Raw genomic sequence first — 18,573 nt, forward strand, 5'->3', positions numbered from 1 at the left:
AATCCCAAGTAAAATTAATCTAAATAATCTATCAATCCAAATCCAAATAATCTTTAATCCAAATAATTTTGAAGGATGTTCAATATTTATTTTTTTAATAAGCCAAGGGAAGGATTCTATTTTGAAAATCCACGATATAACTGTTGTAGGAGCAGGGCCAGCAGGAATGATGGTCGCAATCCACGCAGCAGAACTTAAAAAAGATGTTGTCTTGATTGAAAGAAACGATTCAATAGGCAAGAAACTTCTTATAACTGGTAAAGGCCGATGTAACGTCACCAACACTGCTTCCATAAATGAGTTCACCAAAAAATTCGGAAGGCGAGGCGTTTTTTTAAGATCTGCATTTTCTTCATTTTCAAATGAAGATCTAATGGCGTTTTTCAAGTCTAAAGGTCTCGATATGAAAATTGAAGATAAAGGACGTGTTTTTCCAGTTACAGAAGATTCAAAATCTATTTTAAATGTTTTAAAAGAATATTTAAAGGAAAATAGGGTAAAAATCATTTATAATGCACGTTTATCCAAAATTAAAAAATTTGATGATACTTTTAGAGTGAATTTTACTTTAAATGGAGAAAATATTAGTATAAATAGTAAAAATGTTGTATTGGCTACTGGAGGGGCGTCTTATTGGTCAACAGGTTCCAGTGGTGATGGTTTTCGTATTGCAGAAGAGATGGGCCACAGGATAACTTCTCTAAAACCAGGTTCAGTTCCTCTAAAAACCAAAGAATCATGGGTGAAGGATCTACAGGGAATTTCGCTTGAAAATGTTCGTTTAACATTTAAAAATGGTAAAAAGAAGATTATTTCAGATAACAGCGACATTATCTTCACACACTTTGGAGTCTCAGGCCCTACGATCCTGGACTTGAGCAATCAAATCATTTCTCTTCTTGAAAAAAATGGAGAAATTCCACTTTTCATAGATTTTAAACCAGATTTAAAAAGGGAAGAGCTTGAAAACAAATTATTTAATCAATTTGAAACCCATGGAAAAACGGATTTAAAGAATTTTATGAAGTTTATGCTGCCCAACCGCATGATTCCTATTTTTATACAGTTATCTGGTGTGGAACCAAAGAAAAAATTGAATCAGATCAACAAAAAAGAAAGAAATTCGATTATTAATCTGTTAAAATCCTTGCCTCTCACAATAGTAGGACATTTACCCCTTGAAAAGGCAATGGTTACATGTGGGGGAGTTTCAAAAAAAGAAATAGATCCCCAGACCATGCAATCCAAGATTGTAACTGGTTTATATTTTGCAGGCGAAATTATTGATGGATGCGCACCCAGTGGGGGTTATAATCTTCAGCAAGCATTTTCCACAGGTTACCTTGCTGGTGAACATGCTGCCAAAATAAAATATAACTCGAATCTCAATCATGAATAGTCTATTAGCAGGATTGAGTCTAATTAACAGAGTTTAAGCTGGAAATTTGAATTTAAAGATCAAAAAGAAGAAAAGGAAATTTTAAAGGATTAAAAAAATAATAAAGAAATTTTACAAAATTGTAACTTAAGGATTTACTTATTTTTTTTGCTTTTTTGCAGGAATTACAGCTTATCTAGCTTTTGTTTTCATGTATTCCTCAACAGACCTTGATCCAAAGTAGAACACAATTATAATTGCCATTACCCATGTAAAATTTGCTATAATTGTTTTTAGAGGTTCTCCTGAAGGTATTGCTGCACCTCCAAATGTTACAATTGGCAAAAATGTGAAGTATTCCACCACAAAGGAACCGGTAAGGGCTTTCCTGATTTCCCCTGTGTCGAATGGGGACGTTCCGGACATGTAGTTTGTAGTGATGAGTATGCCAAAGAATGTGACTATTCCTATTCCAATAAACATCCATTGGATTGGTAGTTTAAGAAGAAAGACCAATAGTGGAATAACCACCAGGTCAGCAGCTCCAATTAATGTTATCATTTTAATGGAGTTGAGCCATTTTCTGTGTCTTGAGTTTTTCACCTGTCTTAAAAAATTATCTTTCTCGCGTTCTGTCTTTTTTTTCTCTTTATCCAACCATTCAACCTTTTTTTCAAGTTGTTCCTTTTCTTTTGTTAATTTTTCAATTTTTTCTTTGTCAAGCTCACGGATCTGCCCTTCTAACTCTTTTTTTTCATTGTAAAGTGTTTCAAGTTCAATTTTTAGTTCTTTTTCTTCATTGGTCATGTTTACACCTCAATCCGCATGATGACGTTCATAATGATTTAATTAACTTTCTACTTGATATGATATTTAAATTTATTAATATATTAAACTATTTAATTTTAAACTATTAATTGGGCAGCATAGAACAAACAAGGCCTAACAACTGGGCAACTGAATGTTTATGGAAAAGTTTATGGAAAATAGTTGATTCCTGTTGTGATTTTTAAGAGTAACGTATTAAACCATAGAGATTTATAACTTTAATAAAATTCTTTGAATACCATTTGAGATATCAATTCTTTGAATAATAAATATCAATTCTGGAATATCTTTTAAAATTCAGGTAGTTATATGATAAAAATAGTTTACGATATTAAAGTTTATAGGGAAGTTTTAAGAGATATTATACAAGCAGATGATGTTGTGGTTGAGCTTGGATGCCACGTTGGTAATTCAACTAGGATCATCTCTAAATTATCCCCTGAGGGAAGGATCATATCGCTGGACAACAGTCCTGAGGCTGTAAGTGCTATGGCCTCTGTTATGGATAAAAATAGAAATGTTGAATTCATAAAAGCAGATGTTAGACTTCACGAAACTTTAGAAGTTGTAGCTAAAAAAATTAAGGAGATTGGTAAGTGTGATGTGTTATCAGTGGATCTTGGGGGAGGATACCATCCGGACACCACATTCAAGGTCTTTTTCATATGGTCATCAACTTTAAAACCTCGAGATACAATAATAAGAAACAGAGGACTTTTAGATTTTGTTCACTCATCTTCATCAGACGAGGTGATAAAATCCCGCGAGGGATGGTTGGAGTCGTCTGGAAATGATGGAATCCCACCGAGGTTAAAAGAATTTAAACTTTGGTCATCAAAAATCAATTAGGAGGATGTTTTATGATAGGTAAAAGAATCAGGATCGAAAGGATACTAAACAGAAAAACAGGAAGATGCGTGATAGTGCCAATGGACCACGGCGTATCTGTAGGCCCTATTCCCGGGATCATTGACATGGCAAGTACCATTGATGAAGTTGCAAGCGGTGGAGCAAACGCAGTTATAATGCACAAAGGAATGGTTGGCCGAGGCCACAGAGGATACGGAATGGACATAGGACTTATAATCCACCTTTCAGCAAGTACATCCCTTGGACCAGATCCAGATAACAAGGTACTTGTAACTTCAGTTGAAAAAGCACTGAAAATTGGGGCAGACGCAGTATCGGTACATGTGAATATTGGTTCTGAAAAAGAACCTGAGATGCTCATGAAACTTGGAAGAATATCTGAGATCTGTGACGACTGGGGAATGCCACTCATTGCTATGATGTACCCCCGCGGTAGAAACATCACCAATGAACACGATGTAGATGTTGTGAAACTGGCAGTAAGAACAGGAGCAGAACTTGGTGCAGATATTGTAAAAACCAATTACACAGGAGACCCTGATACATTCAAACAGGTTGTAGATGGATGTCCGGTTCCTGTGGTTATAGCAGGAGGACCAAGAGTGGAAACAGACCGCGAACTTCTTGAAATGGTGAAAAACTCTGTTGATGTTGGTGGTGCGGGTGTAGCAATCGGAAGAAACGTATTCCAGGCAAGATCGCCTCAAAAAACAACAAAAGCAATAGCCGGAATAGTTCACAACAATCTTGAAGTAGATGAAGCCCTTAAAATACTTAATGGGTACTAAATTGATGTTAATGTGTTAAATGAACATTAAATAAATATTTTAAATATTATCGAAAGAGATCGTTAGATCAAAGATTTGGAGTTAAACGCATGAAATTTGCATGGATAATGGCAGAGGGTATAAGTTGGGATAAGAAGAAGGAATTCATAACAACAGCCCTTGAATCAGGGATAGATCACATTGTGGACTTCACAGATGTTGAGAACATCAGAAAACTGGGAAATTTCACCCTTATCTCAGATGTGGATGTATCTGACATAACTTTAGTTGGAAGAAATGGTGAAGGTGATGGAACCCTTATAATTCCGGAAGATATCTCCCAGTCAAAAGATCTGGCAGCAATATCTGGATTTAAAAGGAAAGGAAAACAGGTTGCAGCTTATGTTGAGATCACAAGTAAAAAACATGAAGAATTGGCTTCCCTGCTTGGAAAAACTGCAGACTACTTGATATTGGTTGGAATGGACTGGACTGTCATACCCCTTGAGAACATCATAGCCAGCCTTCAAAATGAGGATGTAAAATTAATAGCCGCAGTTTCAGATTACAAAGAAGCTAAATTAGCTCTTGAAACCCTTGAATACGGTACAGATGGCATAATGTTATGTCCAAAAGATGTATCTGAGATTAAAAAGGTTGCAGAACTAATAGAAAAGATAGAATCTGAAAGCTACGATCTCAAACCTGCAACAGTTACCCGGGTTGAACCGGTGGGGTCAGGTGACAGGGTCTGTGTGGATACTTGTTCAATAATGAACTTTGGAGAAGGAATGTTAGTTGGTTCCTATGCCAAAGGGTTGTTTTTGGTACATAGTGAGTCTCTTGAGAGTGAATACGTGGCGTCAAGACCATTTCGGGTCAATGCAGGGCCGGTGCATGCTTACGTCATGACCCCTGGAAACAAAACCCGGTACCTTTCAGAGATAGAAACTGGCGATGAAGTTTTAACTGTAGATAAAGAGGGTAACACCAAAAGTACTGTTGTTGGTCGTGTAAAAATAGAAAAAAGGCCTTTAATACTCGTTGAAGCTGAATACAGCGGGGTTGTTTTGAGGACTTTGCTTCAAAACGCAGAAACCATAAGACTTGTAGGGGAAGATGAACAGCCAATATCTGTTGCAGACCTCAAAGTTGGGGATAAAGTTATGGTTTACCTGGATAAAAGTGCAAGACACTTTGGAATGGCCATTGATGAGACCATAATTGAAAAATGAAGAGATTTTGATAAAAAATTGGTGGGTAATAAATCATCAATTTCTAATGGTCATCAATTTTTAATTCATTTTTATGGTATAAAAATGTTGATTTCATGATTTCCGTGAGTTTTTGGGTGGTTACAAATGTCTGGATACGAAGTTGAAATAATAAGCCCTGAAAAAAAGGAAGAACTCTTCCAGGAACTTGTAGTTAAGGTTAAATTCGAAAGAAAAGCAAATATACATGGAGCATGTGTTAAACTTTTAACAGACAATCCAGACTTCAAAGAAGAATGGGAAGATAATTTTAAATTCATGAATGAGGATATAAGGCCCCATACAAAGATATTTGCAATCAATGATGGGGGAGATCTCCATGTTATGTATGAACCAATTTCTAATACTTGCATAATCAAAAATTGTGATTATTACGGCTGGATAAAGAGTATAGCTCTAGCAGCTGTTTCAGATTTCTTTGAGGATTACCATTCCGTTCACAGAAGATATTCAGTTCATGGTTCTGTTGTGGATTATATGGGGCATGCAATCGCCATAATTGGACCTCCTGGAACAGGAAAGACCACTTTGACCTATGGGCTGCTACAAAACAATGATTTCAACTATATATCCGATGATTGGTTTTTTGCACGTCTTTTTGACAATGCAGTGGTAATATATTCCTCAGAAAAGAATTCTTACATACGTGATGATATAGCAGAGGTCTGGAAAGATTTTGCTGCAGAGGTTAATAAAGTTAAACTGGATGTTAAAGGCCGTGGGATCGCAGATGTGAACACTCTATTTGGAGGACGCAGCAGGGAAAGTTCAACTTTAAAAACAGTTGTTCTTCTTGAAAGGGATTCTAATAAACCTCCATTTATGAAGATTGATGCGGATGCGGCTGTGGATTTTATGGTGGAAAAAGATTTCTGCAACCCCCACCAACTTATAAGAAATGACAGGAAATTCGAATTGAGGAAGAACTTTTTTAGAGAGATTTTCTCAAAACTTGATGTTTACATTTTGAATACTATAGAAACACCGGAAGAGAGTCTTAATAGAATAAAGAATCTTGCAACAAGGTGATAAATATGAGAGCTTTTTTAGCTGTAGATGTGGATGAAGTACTTGTGGATAAAATAACAGAGGTGCAGAAACAACTTGCAGAGGCCGAAGCCCAGGTGAAGTTTGTCGAACCAGAAAACCTGCATTTCACCTTCAAATTCTTTGGAGATATTTCCAGGGAAAAGGCAGATGAAATAATAGGCATGATAGAAGGAAAAATGAAGGAATACGAACCATTTGAAATTTCAATCAAAAATACTGGTGTATTTCCCCATATGGGTTATATGAGGGTCATTTGGCTTGGTGTGGAGGATGCTGAACCATTTTCCCAGATGCAAATGGGATTTGATGAAGATTTTGTGAAAATGGGCTTCAAAAAGGAGAGAAGTTACATTCCACACCTTACAATAGGCAGGGTTAAAGGGGCACATAACAAAGATGCCCTTGTAGCAGCCATAAACGAACTTGAAGATGTTGAGATTGGAAAGATGATCGTAAAAAAGATAGTCCTCAAACAGAGCGAACTTACACCTGTTGGACCAGTATACACGGATGTAAAAGAATTTAAACTTTGAAATGATTTAAAATTCGGAAACTTTGAATAATTAAAATTGAGACTTAAAAATCATATTTGGTGATAGAAAGCCAAAATAGATTTTGGGATTTTTATTTTAAGCTTATCCAATTATTATCATTTAAAATTTTAATACCTATTTAATTTAACTAATAACTATTTAAGTTAACCAAATTTTTTTATTTGTTTCATTTAAGATTATGAAACGTAGATTGAATTTAAATGAAATTATAAATGTAAATTGAATGCAGCAATCTAAAGGTGACATGTGTGGTAGATATAAATTATAATGCGGTTTTGGAGGATATAAAACCCACAGAACCTGAAAAAAAGAAAGTAAAGGATCTTTTGGATAAACTTATCCACATAATAAATAAATTAGCAGTAAAAGAAGGTATAACTGCAGAAGCAGTTCTTGTAGGTTCTGTTGCTAAAGGGACCTGGTTGGCAGGCAAGGCAGACATAGATCTGTTCATAAAATTTCCATTAAACACCGAAGAGAGATACTTGAAAAAATGGGGGCTCACTCTGGGCCATAAATGCATCGAAATGATGAACGGCAGAGCTGAAGAACGTTACGCTTCTCATCCTTATGTTACGGGTTTTATAAATGGATGTGAAATAGATTTTGTGCCATGTTATATTATAGCAGACTCTTCCCAACTCAAATCTGCGGTAGATAGGACTATACCTCACACAGAATATGTTAAGAGGAATTTAAAACCAAACCAGGCCGATGAAGTGATGCTGCTTAAGAAGTTTATGGGTTCTGTTGGAACATATGGATCTGAATTTAAGGTGGGAGGATTTTCAGGATACCTCTGTGAACTCCTGGTTTTACGATATGGATCCTTTCAGGGGGTTCTTGAAGCTGCAAGAGATTCATGGAAACCTGGATGTATTATAGACCTTGAAAACTACGGCACAGCAGAACTCTTTGATGATCCTTTAATTGCTGTTGACCCTGTGGATAAAAATAGAAATGTTGCAGCGGCTTTAAATCTTCAAAAAATGTCAGAGTTTGTTGTGGCTGCTGGAAATTTCCTTAAAAACCCTTCAAAAGAATATTTTTACCCAAAGAACCTTGAATTTGATCTGAGTTTAATAAAAGAAGAATTTGAAAAAAGAGGGACAAAAACATTCCTTCTAACCTTCAGACCACCGGAAATACCTGCAGATGCAGTTTATCCCCAGATCAAAAAAACAGAAAATTCAATGGCTCAAGTCGTAGAAAGGGAAGGATTTAAGGTTTTAGGAAGTGATTCATGGACGGATGAAAATGAAAAAGCCGTGATATTACTTGAATTGGAAACATGGAAACTTCCACGGGTAAAAAAACATTTAGGTCCATTTATATGGTCTAAAGACCATCAGGAAAGATTTCTGGAGAAATATGATAATTGTGCATGGGTTGAAGGGGATAGATGGGTTGTTGAAGTCCCCAGAAAATATGAAAATGCAGAATATTTCCTTAACGATATTCTGGTGGAAAATAAGATAGGTTACCTGCAGTTCGGCAAGCATTTGAAGGAGGAAATACTTAAAAACCATGAAATAATTGATATAATTGAGTTTTTAGAGTCTGGAAAATGTGATGATAATATTTTAGAGTTTTTATATATGTATTTGAATAGAAGCGAGCTTCTATGGAGGTAAAACCTTTTTAATTTTATTTAAAGTTTTTAATCTTCTATTTAACTCTTTAATCATCCCTCTCATAAACGAACTTTGGAACAGCGTCTCGAAATGGATCGAAGTTCTCAATGTCCTTTACTTCTGTACACTTCATACTCACAATTGAGTGCAGAGATGAAGGAAGTCTTAAAATCCTTTTTAAATCAATTGATACTTTAGCGTCCACCAAACTCATGTTTAGGGATGCTATACCTTTTAAAACTTTTTTATACCTTATAGGTCCTATCTGATTTTTGAACATACCCCATTCATTATTTTCCAAGTGTTCCCTATGTTTTATAAGATCTTTAATGAGTTTTTCATTCACGTTATCCAGTTTTGAGTCTTTAGTTAAGTGTAAAATGGCGTATTTAACTCTTTCAGTAAAAACCTGGGGATAACCAAAGGGAATTGTGAAGTGCTCCAGATTGTAGGTAGTACCTTCTGATCCATATTCATTTTGAGGTACATCCGCCCCAACAAGGTATTTAACAACCTGTGAACGTACGTCGCTATCTAGTTTGGTTACATCCTCATCCTGGACCCTTAGATGGTAACCTCGGCCTGAGTAAACAACGTGAATGTCCTTGAGTCCCAGATCTCCCTTTAGGGTATCCAACAAACCACATACAATTTCTCTGGCCTCGTTAAGACAGATTTCACAGACACTATCGCAGCCACAGGTTCTTATTGGAATGTCCTTTGCGTCCACATCAAAAACAAGCTCGGATTTTAGCCAGCCATCTCTTCTTCGGGGTTTTTCATAGAATGCAACAGAACAATATGCTGCAAAAGGTGTTTTCGCTTTTAAAAAACGTTTCAGGTAATCTGTGTTGCGGAATACTTTATAACGGTCGTTAGGACCCTTACCGAAGTGGTCGAATCCGAATTCCCTTTTATCAATAGATTTTTTTATGAAATCCGGAATGTTTTTAACATCCCACTCTTCCCTGTAATACTGTCTGCGTTCTTCCCGGCTTGCGGGTTTTAAATCCGGAATTTTTATCACTTCTTATTTTTTATTCATTTCTATATAAATTAGGGTTTGGAAATTGAGTTTGATATATTTTTGTATGACCTTTATTTTGTATGACTTTTATGGGTCTTATTTTAGGATGGGTAATAACATCCAGTAAGGGGTTTTATAAGATTAAAATAAATAATTAATTACATAATACAATTTAAGAAATTTCCAAATTAATTTCTTTTGTTGTTTAAGTTTAAGACTGATAAAATTAAGAGCTACATTTAAAAATAGTTAGGGTCATGTCAGGTGGGTAAAGTTATGGTTAAGTTCTACGAAGAGTTAAATGAACTATTTTTGGGGATAACTAACTTTCTTATGGGTTACAATCAGTCTAAAATCTTAAAAAATTACTTTTTCGAGGCTTTTGAATCTTTTGGTTATTCCAACTTAATTAAAAACTTTTTTTTATCTTTGAATAAAGAATATAAAGCTTTGAATAAAGAAAATGATGAAAATATGAGTAATTTGGAATCTGTGGAAAAAATTGCAGAGTTTAAATTAAAATATAAAAATGTTCTGCAAGATGCAAAATCCGGCTTATCAATGTCTTTAAACAATAAAAAGATTGATGAACACTGTTATAATGACTTCAAATATCAAATAGAAAGACATTTTCCTGATTTTTTAGAAATAATATTGAAAATTGAGCAAGAAATTGGTATTGATGAATTAGAAGTATATTTGGATAATAAAAAAGAAGAATTAAATGATGTAGGCAGATCAAAAGGAGATTTTGATTCTTTTGTGTTAACAACTGCTTTAGAGTCGTATGTTAATGGAAGGTTGGGCTCTCCCCATGATATGATTGAAAATTTGGACAGAATTGTGGAAGTGGTGGTTGAAAAATCCCTGCCCAAGTTCTCTGAAGATGTTTTTAAATCCCTTAAGAAAAAGGGCAGAAATATGTTGGTTAAACAGAGAGAATACCAGGAAAAATTTGAAAATTCACTATATCAAAAATGGAAAGAACCATTGGATCTGTTAGAAAGTTTAATCAGGGTTTCTATGGAAGCCGGAGAATTACATGCAAATAAAATACTTGAAAATAATGATTCAAATAAGTTCAAGAAGGATGCGCTTATTAAAATTCATGCAAGGGCTCTGCAGATATCCAATGAGATACTCATCCTGTTAAAATCAGGTTATGCTGATGGGGCTAATGCCCGCTGGAGAAGTCTGCATGAACTCGCTGTTATTTCATTTTTCTTACTGGAAAATGATAATGAAGTTTCAGAGAGGTACTTAAAGTACGAAGTAGTGGAGCGGTTCAACGAGGCAAAGGACTATAAAAATCAGTGCAAAAAATTGGGCTATCCTCCAATTGACAAGTACAAGTTTGATAAATTGGAAGAAGAAAAGGATAAATTGTGTGAAATATATGATGATAACTTTAATTGGAGTTATGGGTGGATCCCCAGTTCTATTCTTCCAGATAGAAGTTTTAAAGCTTTAGAGGAACATGTTAACCTCAATGACTTACGTCCTTTTTACAAATTTTCTTCTGCTTCAGTTCATGGTAATTCAAGAGGTTTGTACCGTTTAGGTGTGAGGGATGATTACCAGGACAAAGTTCTGCTATGCGGCACCAGCGATTATGGGCTTGCTGATCCACTGGAAACTACAGCTATTTCATTGTTTCATACAACTATCTGTTTACTGAACATGGAACCTGATTATGAAAGCATGTTCCAGATACAGTTGATTAAGAGTTTTGTCGATGAAATTGGACCTAAGGCCGTCAAAGTTCAAAAAAAATTGGAAGATATGGATCATTACAATTTTTGGATTTAATTGTGATTAGTTTATTTATAAAAACTTTAACTATATCCTTAAACATCAAGATTCTTAAACAGCAAAAATTAAAAGATTAAATCTGTATTTGAAGAATTTGAAGATTATTGATTTTTAAGATTCATTTGGACTTTCATTTTGAGATTCCTCTTTTTTAACCATTCTTTTCTTTCTGTTGTAATACGTGAGAGGGTTTCCAATCTTTTTGCAATCTGCATCAGGTTTGCACAGACTTGGTAAATGTATTTTAACCTTTTCACAGCTCATAGGAGTGTACCAGATGGTTTCACCTTCATCTTTAAGTTCAAGAGTTTCATGCATTCCAAATCCCATCTTAGCATTGATATTGACCTTCTCTTGGGGCTGATCCTCGAAAAGGGGTGGATTGCACCTATCTGCAGCTCCAAATATCATGGGTAAAATCTCGTTTTGAAGAGCTGCAAGATTTGGATCTACATCTGAAACTCTTTTACTGATGTTTTCGCTGAATACAGATGGGTACAACCTTGCATAGGATATGAAAGGTGTTAAAAATAGGATTATTGCGTCGTTACGTCCTCCGGATTTCATTCCTTCCAGAACCTTCTTCACGCATGGGGGAAATGCCTTCGGGTTTAAAGGTGAAGCTTTAGTATCACTTGCGAAACTGCCACCGTATCCGTAACTCTGTGCTGATGCAGATAAAACATCCGATACTTTATCTGCAAGTTCCAGAAGCACAGGATTGGGTTCTATTTCCCTTCCTGATTTTTCATGCACAGTTTGCATGTAATTTTCAGTGTTCTGCATGATCATTCTTATCAGTATGAGCTCCTTGATTCTGTCCCCAATCATCAGATCAAACATTTTTCCAGGATCTCTGTGCTCTATTCTATCACTGAATCGCTCTACAAATTCTTCTTTGTCTAGAATGATTTCACCGTTATCCAGGATCAGGTCTTGGAGGTTTAGTTTTCTCGAACTTAAAAGGTCTTCAAAAAATGTCCATTTAATGCTGCTGTAACTTATTAAGCTGTTTAACATCAATGTTACAAGGTCTTTCCTATCTGCTTTGCTGAGCTCTCCCAATCTATTCTCAATCAGTTCGCCCTGTGATTCTACCATAACCCTACTCTCCCGTGAGTTAGGCCCAAATTTAATTGCTATGGCCTGACAGAGAAGGTAAAATGCGATCACATCGAATTTTAGTATATTATCGTTCAATAAAAATGTATATTTCTTATAATTGAATTTTTTATCGTTTTTTTTCTTAATATACCACTCTATCCTTCTTAGGGCGAAATCAAAATAAGTTTGGGGGACAACGTCGTCATCAGAAATTTCCTGTGATTTTGTTTGGATAACTGCGTCAATTAACTCTTCGTTAATGTCGGAAACGCCTTCAAGAGACCCCATTTCCCTCACTATCTGTTTTCCATCATCAGACAGTGGATTTATAAATGCTACTGAAACCATGATCATCTTTTGGGGCTTCTTTAATAAAATAGTTGATGAAAGATGGTAGGATAATTAACTCACAAAATTGAGAAATGGAATAAAAATAAAAAGGGTATAAAAAGTATAAATTAATAGAAATGATAGAGAAATATAAAGTAATATAAAAATAAAGGTAGATATAAAATTTAAATAAATTATAGGAATAATCCTGTTTTTTCCGTTAAGGAGTGATTAAATGTCGGTTTATAAAATTTTCTTCTTTAGAAAAATGATTATTCCCAGATTTTATATATAAGAATATTATAAACTAAACAATGTCTATATCACATATAGATCATAACTGAAAAATTGTTATAAACAGATTTTTCGGATTATTTTCAATTTAAATGGTTATAATGTTTTAAATTAGTCTTTCAATCTTTAGTTGAGTGATTTATTAATATAATGGGGATTTATTAATATATTGCTTTGTTGATATTTTAAATTAAAAAATAAGATTTAAATTATTCTTAATTAACCTTTCAAAGAAAAGAGAGTTATTTAAATCGAGAAGGATGAATAGATTAACTTAATCATTGACGTTCACTTTAAATCATTCAAAACTTAAATCATTTCAAATTTTATGTTAATTTAGGGAGGAATAAATTTGAGCAAGATATTTATCAGTTGTGCATTGCCTTATGCAAACGGTCCATGCCATTTGGGGCATTTAAGATCAACTTACATACCTGCAGATATATATGCAAGATACAACAGGATGAAGGGTAATGATGTGCTCTTAGTATGCGCAACCGATGAACATGGAACACCCATAGCAGTCAGAGCCGAGCAAGAAGGTAAGGCACCTAAGGAAATTGCAAGCCGATACCACGAGATGATAAAAAGAGATCTTGAATCCTGCAACATCTCACTGGATAGTTTCACAAGGACTACAGATCAAACACATTACGAGATAGCCCAGAACTTCTTTTTAAAACTCTATGAGAAGGGTTATATCTACGAAAAAAGTATGGAACAACTTTACTGTGATAAATGTAATAGATTTTTACCTGACAGGTACGTTGAAGGTATTTGTCCTCACTGTGGTGGTGAAGCAAGAGGAGACCACTGTGAAGCATGCGGAAGACACCTTGAACCGATACAACTTCTTGAACCATCATGCCTCATCTGTAAATCCAAACCTGAAGCCAGAGAATCCAAACAGTACTTCTTCAAACTCACCCATTTCCAGGACGACCTGAAAGAATGGATAGAATCCAACGATGAATTACCTCCAAATGTCAAAAATTATGCAATGCAATGGCTAAAAGAGGGATTAAAGGACTGGATACTCACAAGAGACATGGAATGGGGAATACCCGTGCCTTTGGAAGGTGCTGAAGGTAAGATAATCTACGTTTGGGGTGAAGCATTCCTTGGTTACATCTCATCAGCTGCACAGTGGGCCCATAAGGAAAATAAATCATGGGAAGAATACTGGAACGATAAGGCCATCCATTTCATAGGAAAGGACATAATTTACCACCACAGTATATTCTGGCCGGCTTTGCTCATGGCATACGGATGTAAACTTCCATACACAGTTATTGCAGGGGAATATCTCTCACTTGAAGGCAGAAAGATGTCAACAAGTAAAAACTGGGTTATATGGGTTTCGGATTTTGTTAAAAACTTTGATTCTGATATTTTAAGGTACTACCTCATCGCAAATGCACCCTTAAACCGTGACACAGATTTCTCATGGGATGACTTCCAGAGAAGAGTGAATGATGAGCTGGCAGATGTCATAGGAAACTTCCTACACCGTACATTCACTTTCACCACAAGATTCTTTGAAGGCAGGATACCGGAACCAATGGAGTTTGATGAATCTGACAAAGAGTTTGAAAAACGTATAAAACAGTTACCAAACGTTGTGTCTGATTATATAGAAAATTTCAAGTTCAGAGAAGGACTTATGGAAATAATAAAAACTGCTAAATTTGGTAATAAATATTTCAATGACAAGGAACCGTGGAAGGCCGTGAAATCAGGGCCTGAAAAAGCTGCAACATGCTTATATTTATGCAATCAACTTTCAAAGACACTTGCGGTTGTTTTAATGCCTTATCTTCCTGTTAAAACCCAGGAAATATTTAAAATATTGAATTTAGATGCAGAAAAAATGGTTTGGGATGATGCAGCTGAATTTATCCCAGCAGGTCATGAAATTGCCAAAGCAAAACCAATTTTCTCCAAAATAGATGATGATGTGATTGAAAACCAGAAAGAAGAACTCTATAAAAATTTGAAGGATGAAACTATGAAGGATATAATTTCGATAGATGATTTTGGAAAGATGGATCTCAGAGTTGGGAAAATAGTAGGTGCAGAGAATGTTAAAGGTTCTAAAAATCTTTTAAAGCTCATGGTTGATATTGGTGCAAAGAAGATACAGGTTGTTGCGGGGGTTGCAAAAAAATATTCTCCTGAAGAGGTTTTAAACAGGAATGTAATTGTTCTTGTGAATCTAGAGCCTGCAAAATTATTTGGAATAAAATCTGAGGGTATGATACTTGCAACAGACGATAACATGAGTCTTTTGACGGCTGAAGGCGCTGATATTGGTGAACAAATAAAATGAATGAATCTGGACTCATAGCAAATGCCGAGAAGTTTCTGGACGGTATAAAGCATGAAAGAATAAATGCCGATGAAATTCCTGATTTTAAAACCTTCATGGAAATTTACCGGTATTTAAAGGATAACCTGGACAAACTTCAGGATCTAAGAGATACAATGGAGATTAAGGGTTATAAAGCCCCTTACAGGTCTATCCTTAGATATGGTCGGCAGTCCTCAATGGAGATGAAGGCTGACGACATGTACGACATAAGCCGTCATACCCATTACTTTAGAATGAAGGCAGCTGCAAAAAAGAACATCCTGGACAGGGTTAAATCAGCTATTGCATCCCATAAAATAGCATTAGGGCACCTTGAAGAATTTGCTATCATAAGCTGCAGTTCCTGCGGGAAGAAGTTCAGGGGCCATGAAATATCTTTCATTGCTTTCAAAGCATGTGAATGTGGGTGTAATGAATTTGAACTGAGTATAAATAAAGAAGGAGTTTACAGATTAAATATAATTAAGTACCTCCCTTTATCTGGGGAATACATGGTTCGAATGTCTGAATTATCCCCCTTAGGAAGGGATGCCTTTCGAAAAATAGTTCGTATCATAAAGCATGAAAAAAGAGGTATTGTTAAAACTCTTTCACTCGTCGTGAAAGTTTTAGAAGATGGAAAATGGGTTAGAAAAAGGGTTAACCTGGATGCCACAGATCAATTGAACTATGAAAAGGAAATTCGGCGTAAATATGGTTCCAATGCACGAATAGAATTCATGCAGGTTCACCGGAAAAAACCAGCTATTATTAATGATAAGCATGTTCAAACAGCTGTTTCAATTGCATATGTGAAACTTGCAGAACACAATGCCCGTGAAATCTTTGATACGGTGTTAAATAATTTTATAAGTAACAAAGAAAAGCTTTCATTTTATGATAACGCCCTTAAAACTGCCAAAAAACGTGCTAACAGAATAGCCGAAGATATCGATGACAAGGAAGATCTGACGAACGAACTCTTATATAAAATGCTTAAAGATGAAAAATTAATCAATGATAAAGGTAATAGAGATAAAGAACTTGAAAAAGATATAAAAATTAGAAGTAAGCTTGAAATAAGTCTCTTTGTTGATATGCCTCAAATTTTAATCCTCTGGGACATAATTAAGTATTATCTCTTAACTTCCTACGATCGAAGAAGCCGATATTCTGGACCGTTCCCAAACCTCAGACCCAGTCTGGATACAAATCAGATGAAGGCATTTGAAGACTTCGATGAATTTGTGGTCGGAATTTTGAGGGATTATTTAGCTGAAAATATTAAATACATTCCAAATATTAAATCAGTTGTATCCAAAAAGTTTGAAATAGAAAATAAAGTTAAAGGACTCCATGTTGCAATCAATACACCTGCTGCAGGGGCTGCTATATTGAATACAACAGGAAAACTATCCATTGAGGATTCAGCACATATATTTTCTGTTAATCCTGCCGAAGTTAGTAAAGAGGTCGAAAAATTCAAAACCTTTGGAAAACCACAAACGAAAAAGGCCAAAAAATTCCTTGAAATGGTAAAACGGTAAATTGACTTGACATTAATTAAGCTTTAAGTAAGCTTAGAATTATTTTTCATTGGGTTTATAGTTTCTTGTTGGGTTTATAGTTTCAGTAAAGATGGTCTCAGATGATTAGGAATAACTTTAAGGATTAAAAGTAAAAATTGAGTAAAATTGGATGAAAGATATAAATTTATTGTAAGGTGGTCTTTTGGGTAACGAAATTTACGTCAGCGAGCAACTTTCTTCAAGGAAAATAATGGAACTTCTCGATAAATACCCTGATCTTGAGAAAATAAGGTGTCCACAGAGCCTCTATTTGAGGATTTCAAAAAAATATTTGGAAGCACTTTCAGAACTTGGGATTGAAGTTGAGCCTGTAATACGTGTCGGCAGACCTAAAAAGTATACTGAAGAACCAGAAGCTATTCAAAAATTATTGGATGATGGTAAAAGCCCAAAAGAAATATCTGAAATCCTTAAAATTCCTCTTAAAACCGTTTATTATCTTAAAAATTCCAAACTTAAAAGGGGACGAAAATCAAAATATCCTCCCGAAACAGAGGAAAAAGTTAAAAAACTCTATGAAGATGGTGTTCCAACCCGGGAAATATCCCAAAAACTTGAAATTCCATTAAGGACTGTTTACTATTTTTTGAAGCGGTGATACGTTCATAGATTCTGTTTTTGCATTCCATATTATTTTATTACTTAAATTAACCTCCAAAACTGCATCAAAAATATATGTTGTTTAATATAATCATTTTATTAACTACACCCATTTCACGTCATTGGTTGTAAATACGTATCTATCTGAAAATGCAGGGTTAAAAACTGCGCTTGTCAAATTTTGGGTTCCAAAGGCTTCGCAGATACTTTTTCTTATATGATAATTTATACGGTCCCCTAAACAATTTTTATCAGATGGATTTTGGACAGATGGGCTTGAAGCCCAGATCTTGAGTTGAATTTTCGTCTTTTTGTAGGTGGAATTATATCCCTTGTTTGTGTAATCTATCCTGACAATTTTCACATTTGACTGGCTTGTAAGTCTTGGGTGTTCTGTTGTATATTTCTCAAAGGTTTCTTGGGGGTATACAGCAAAACTGCCCATGTTTGCCCCCTCAATGACACCGCTTCTTGCAGCAGCCATTGCAGTGTTTAGCTCCTGTGCATCTCCAGCTAAAAAGATAATAGAAACTGAAATTAAAAACATAAATCCAACCACCATTATGTATTCTATGGATAATTGGCCGTTATTATCAGTTTTTATACCCTTAAAGTTATTTATGTCCATCTAAACCACTCTCTAAACAAGAATCCATCTTTAACATCATTTTTACAATTTTATGGTAACTGAGTTATGATTATATGATAACTATCTCCAGTCTTTTCATTGGAAATTTTATAGGTCTTTTGAGGTTGCATTGTATATCCAAGTTCTCCCGATGACTCTGTACTGGAAATTACCTTTGGGATCACACAAGCCCTTCCAATCATTCCTTCCACTTCAACAAAAACTCCAGATGAATTCACAGTAACTCTATAATCCTTGCCATTAACAGCAGAGGGTAATGTTATTCTGGTTGAATGACCTTCTCCGCAGGAGTAGGCTGTATCAATTGTTTCAGCAACATTTTCCGCAATCATTCTTGCGTCCCCAAGTTCTTTTGCATCTTTCACCATGTCCATTCTATCTGAGGTTATGCCTACAACACTTTGCACCACTATTATGATTACGAACATCGAAAAGAGAAAATCTACACTTATTGCTCCACGAC

16 protein-coding genes are annotated in these 18,573 nt (G+C 35.2%); 11 read left to right on the forward strand and 5 right to left on the reverse strand.

Annotation, left to right across the window (positions count from 1 at the left end; translation table 11 throughout):
• Window positions 1–121: 121 nt before the first annotated feature.
• A complete protein-coding gene (locus tag MSWAN_RS04520; protein WP_013825431.1) occupies window positions 122–1,399 on the forward strand; it encodes a BaiN/RdsA family NAD(P)/FAD-dependent oxidoreductase in 1,278 nt (425 codons plus the stop codon).
• 171 nt (window positions 1,400–1,570) lie between these two features.
• On the opposite strand, the gene MSWAN_RS04525 is transcribed toward MSWAN_RS04520, so the two are convergent.
• The gene (locus MSWAN_RS04525; protein ID WP_013825432.1) at window positions 1,571–2,185 is read right to left on the reverse strand and encodes a hypothetical protein; all 615 of its coding nucleotides are present in this window, start codon (window positions 2,183–2,185) and stop codon (window positions 1,571–1,573) included.
• 330 nt (window positions 2,186–2,515) lie between these two features.
• On the opposite strand from MSWAN_RS04525, the gene MSWAN_RS04530 reads away from it, so the two are divergent.
• The 6 genes from MSWAN_RS04530 (at window position 2,516) to cca (ending at window position 8,355) form a co-directional block, all read left to right on the forward strand.
• A complete protein-coding gene (locus MSWAN_RS04530; protein ID WP_013825433.1) occupies window positions 2,516–3,055 on the forward strand; it encodes a class I SAM-dependent methyltransferase in 540 nt (179 codons plus the stop codon).
• 11 nt (window positions 3,056–3,066) lie between these two features.
• On the forward strand, window positions 3,067–3,864 hold the full coding sequence (locus MSWAN_RS04535) for a 2-amino-3,7-dideoxy-D-threo-hept-6-ulosonate synthase (RefSeq protein WP_013825434.1): 798 nt from the start codon (window positions 3,067–3,069) through the stop codon (window positions 3,862–3,864).
• An 89-nt stretch (window positions 3,865–3,953) separates the two neighbouring features.
• Window positions 3,954–5,078, forward strand: coding sequence for a 3-dehydroquinate synthase II (locus MSWAN_RS04540; RefSeq protein WP_013825435.1), 1,125 nt, complete (start codon window positions 3,954–3,956; stop codon window positions 5,076–5,078).
• A gap of 126 nt (window positions 5,079–5,204) precedes the next feature.
• Window positions 5,205–6,146, forward strand: coding sequence for an HPr kinase/phosphorylase (locus MSWAN_RS04545; RefSeq protein WP_013825436.1), 942 nt, complete (start codon window positions 5,205–5,207; stop codon window positions 6,144–6,146).
• A gap of 5 nt (window positions 6,147–6,151) precedes the next feature.
• Complete coding sequence (gene thpR, locus MSWAN_RS04550; RefSeq protein WP_013825437.1) at window positions 6,152–6,700, forward strand: RNA 2',3'-cyclic phosphodiesterase; 549 nt, start codon at window positions 6,152–6,154, stop codon at window positions 6,698–6,700.
• 269 nt (window positions 6,701–6,969) lie between these two features.
• Window positions 6,970–8,355 (forward strand): CCA tRNA nucleotidyltransferase, encoded by a 1,386-nt coding sequence (gene cca / locus MSWAN_RS04555; protein ID WP_013825438.1) that lies wholly within the window; start codon window positions 6,970–6,972, stop codon window positions 8,353–8,355.
• Between the two features lie 46 nt (window positions 8,356–8,401).
• Here cca and priS read toward each other — a convergent pair whose 3' ends face one another.
• On the reverse strand, window positions 8,402–9,382 hold the full coding sequence (priS, locus tag MSWAN_RS04560; protein WP_013825439.1) for a DNA primase catalytic subunit PriS: 981 nt from the start codon (window positions 9,380–9,382) through the stop codon (window positions 8,402–8,404).
• A 474-nt stretch (window positions 9,383–9,856) separates the two neighbouring features.
• Here priS and MSWAN_RS04565 point away from each other — a divergent pair, with 474 nt between their 5' ends.
• Window positions 9,857–11,191: a DUF5677 domain-containing protein gene (locus MSWAN_RS04565; RefSeq protein WP_161597487.1), complete on the forward strand. Its 1,335-nt coding sequence runs from the start codon at window positions 9,857–9,859 to the stop codon at window positions 11,189–11,191.
• 114 nt (window positions 11,192–11,305) lie between these two features.
• Here the strand turns inward: MSWAN_RS04565 and MSWAN_RS04570 are convergent, their stop codons facing one another.
• Window positions 11,306–12,646: a DNA primase gene (locus MSWAN_RS04570; RefSeq protein WP_048187914.1), complete on the reverse strand. Its 1,341-nt coding sequence runs from the start codon at window positions 12,644–12,646 to the stop codon at window positions 11,306–11,308.
• A gap of 628 nt (window positions 12,647–13,274) precedes the next feature.
• On the opposite strand from MSWAN_RS04570, the gene metG reads away from it, so the two are divergent.
• The 3 genes from metG to MSWAN_RS04585 all read left to right on the forward strand — a co-directional run bounded on the left by metG (window position 13,275) and on the right by MSWAN_RS04585 (window position 17,459).
• The gene (metG, locus tag MSWAN_RS04575) at window positions 13,275–15,251 is read left to right on the forward strand and encodes a methionine--tRNA ligase (RefSeq protein WP_013825442.1); all 1,977 of its coding nucleotides are present in this window, start codon (window positions 13,275–13,277) and stop codon (window positions 15,249–15,251) included.
• Window positions 15,248–16,819, forward strand: a complete 1,572-nt coding sequence (locus tag MSWAN_RS04580) for a DUF530 domain-containing protein (RefSeq protein WP_013825443.1) — start codon at window positions 15,248–15,250, stop codon at window positions 16,817–16,819. Before metG ends, MSWAN_RS04580 begins: the two co-directional genes overlap by 4 nt.
• A gap of 184 nt (window positions 16,820–17,003) precedes the next feature.
• Complete coding sequence (locus tag MSWAN_RS04585) at window positions 17,004–17,459, forward strand: resolvase (RefSeq protein ID WP_013825444.1); 456 nt, start codon at window positions 17,004–17,006, stop codon at window positions 17,457–17,459.
• A 105-nt stretch (window positions 17,460–17,564) separates the two neighbouring features.
• Here the strand turns inward: MSWAN_RS04585 and MSWAN_RS04590 are convergent, their stop codons facing one another.
• Together MSWAN_RS04590 and MSWAN_RS04595 are read right to left on the reverse strand one after the other, a co-directional pair.
• Entirely contained in the window at window positions 17,565–18,089 is a 525-nt protein-coding gene (locus MSWAN_RS04590; protein ID WP_013825445.1) for a hypothetical protein, read from the reverse strand.
• 50 nt (window positions 18,090–18,139) lie between these two features.
• Entirely contained in the window at window positions 18,140–18,538 is a 399-nt protein-coding gene (locus MSWAN_RS04595) for a hypothetical protein (RefSeq protein WP_052296841.1), read from the reverse strand.
• Window positions 18,539–18,573 lie beyond the last annotated feature (35 nt).

Source organism: Methanobacterium paludis, from assembly GCF_000214725.1.
Classification (GTDB): domain Archaea; phylum Methanobacteriota; class Methanobacteria; order Methanobacteriales; family Methanobacteriaceae; genus Methanobacterium_C; species Methanobacterium_C paludis.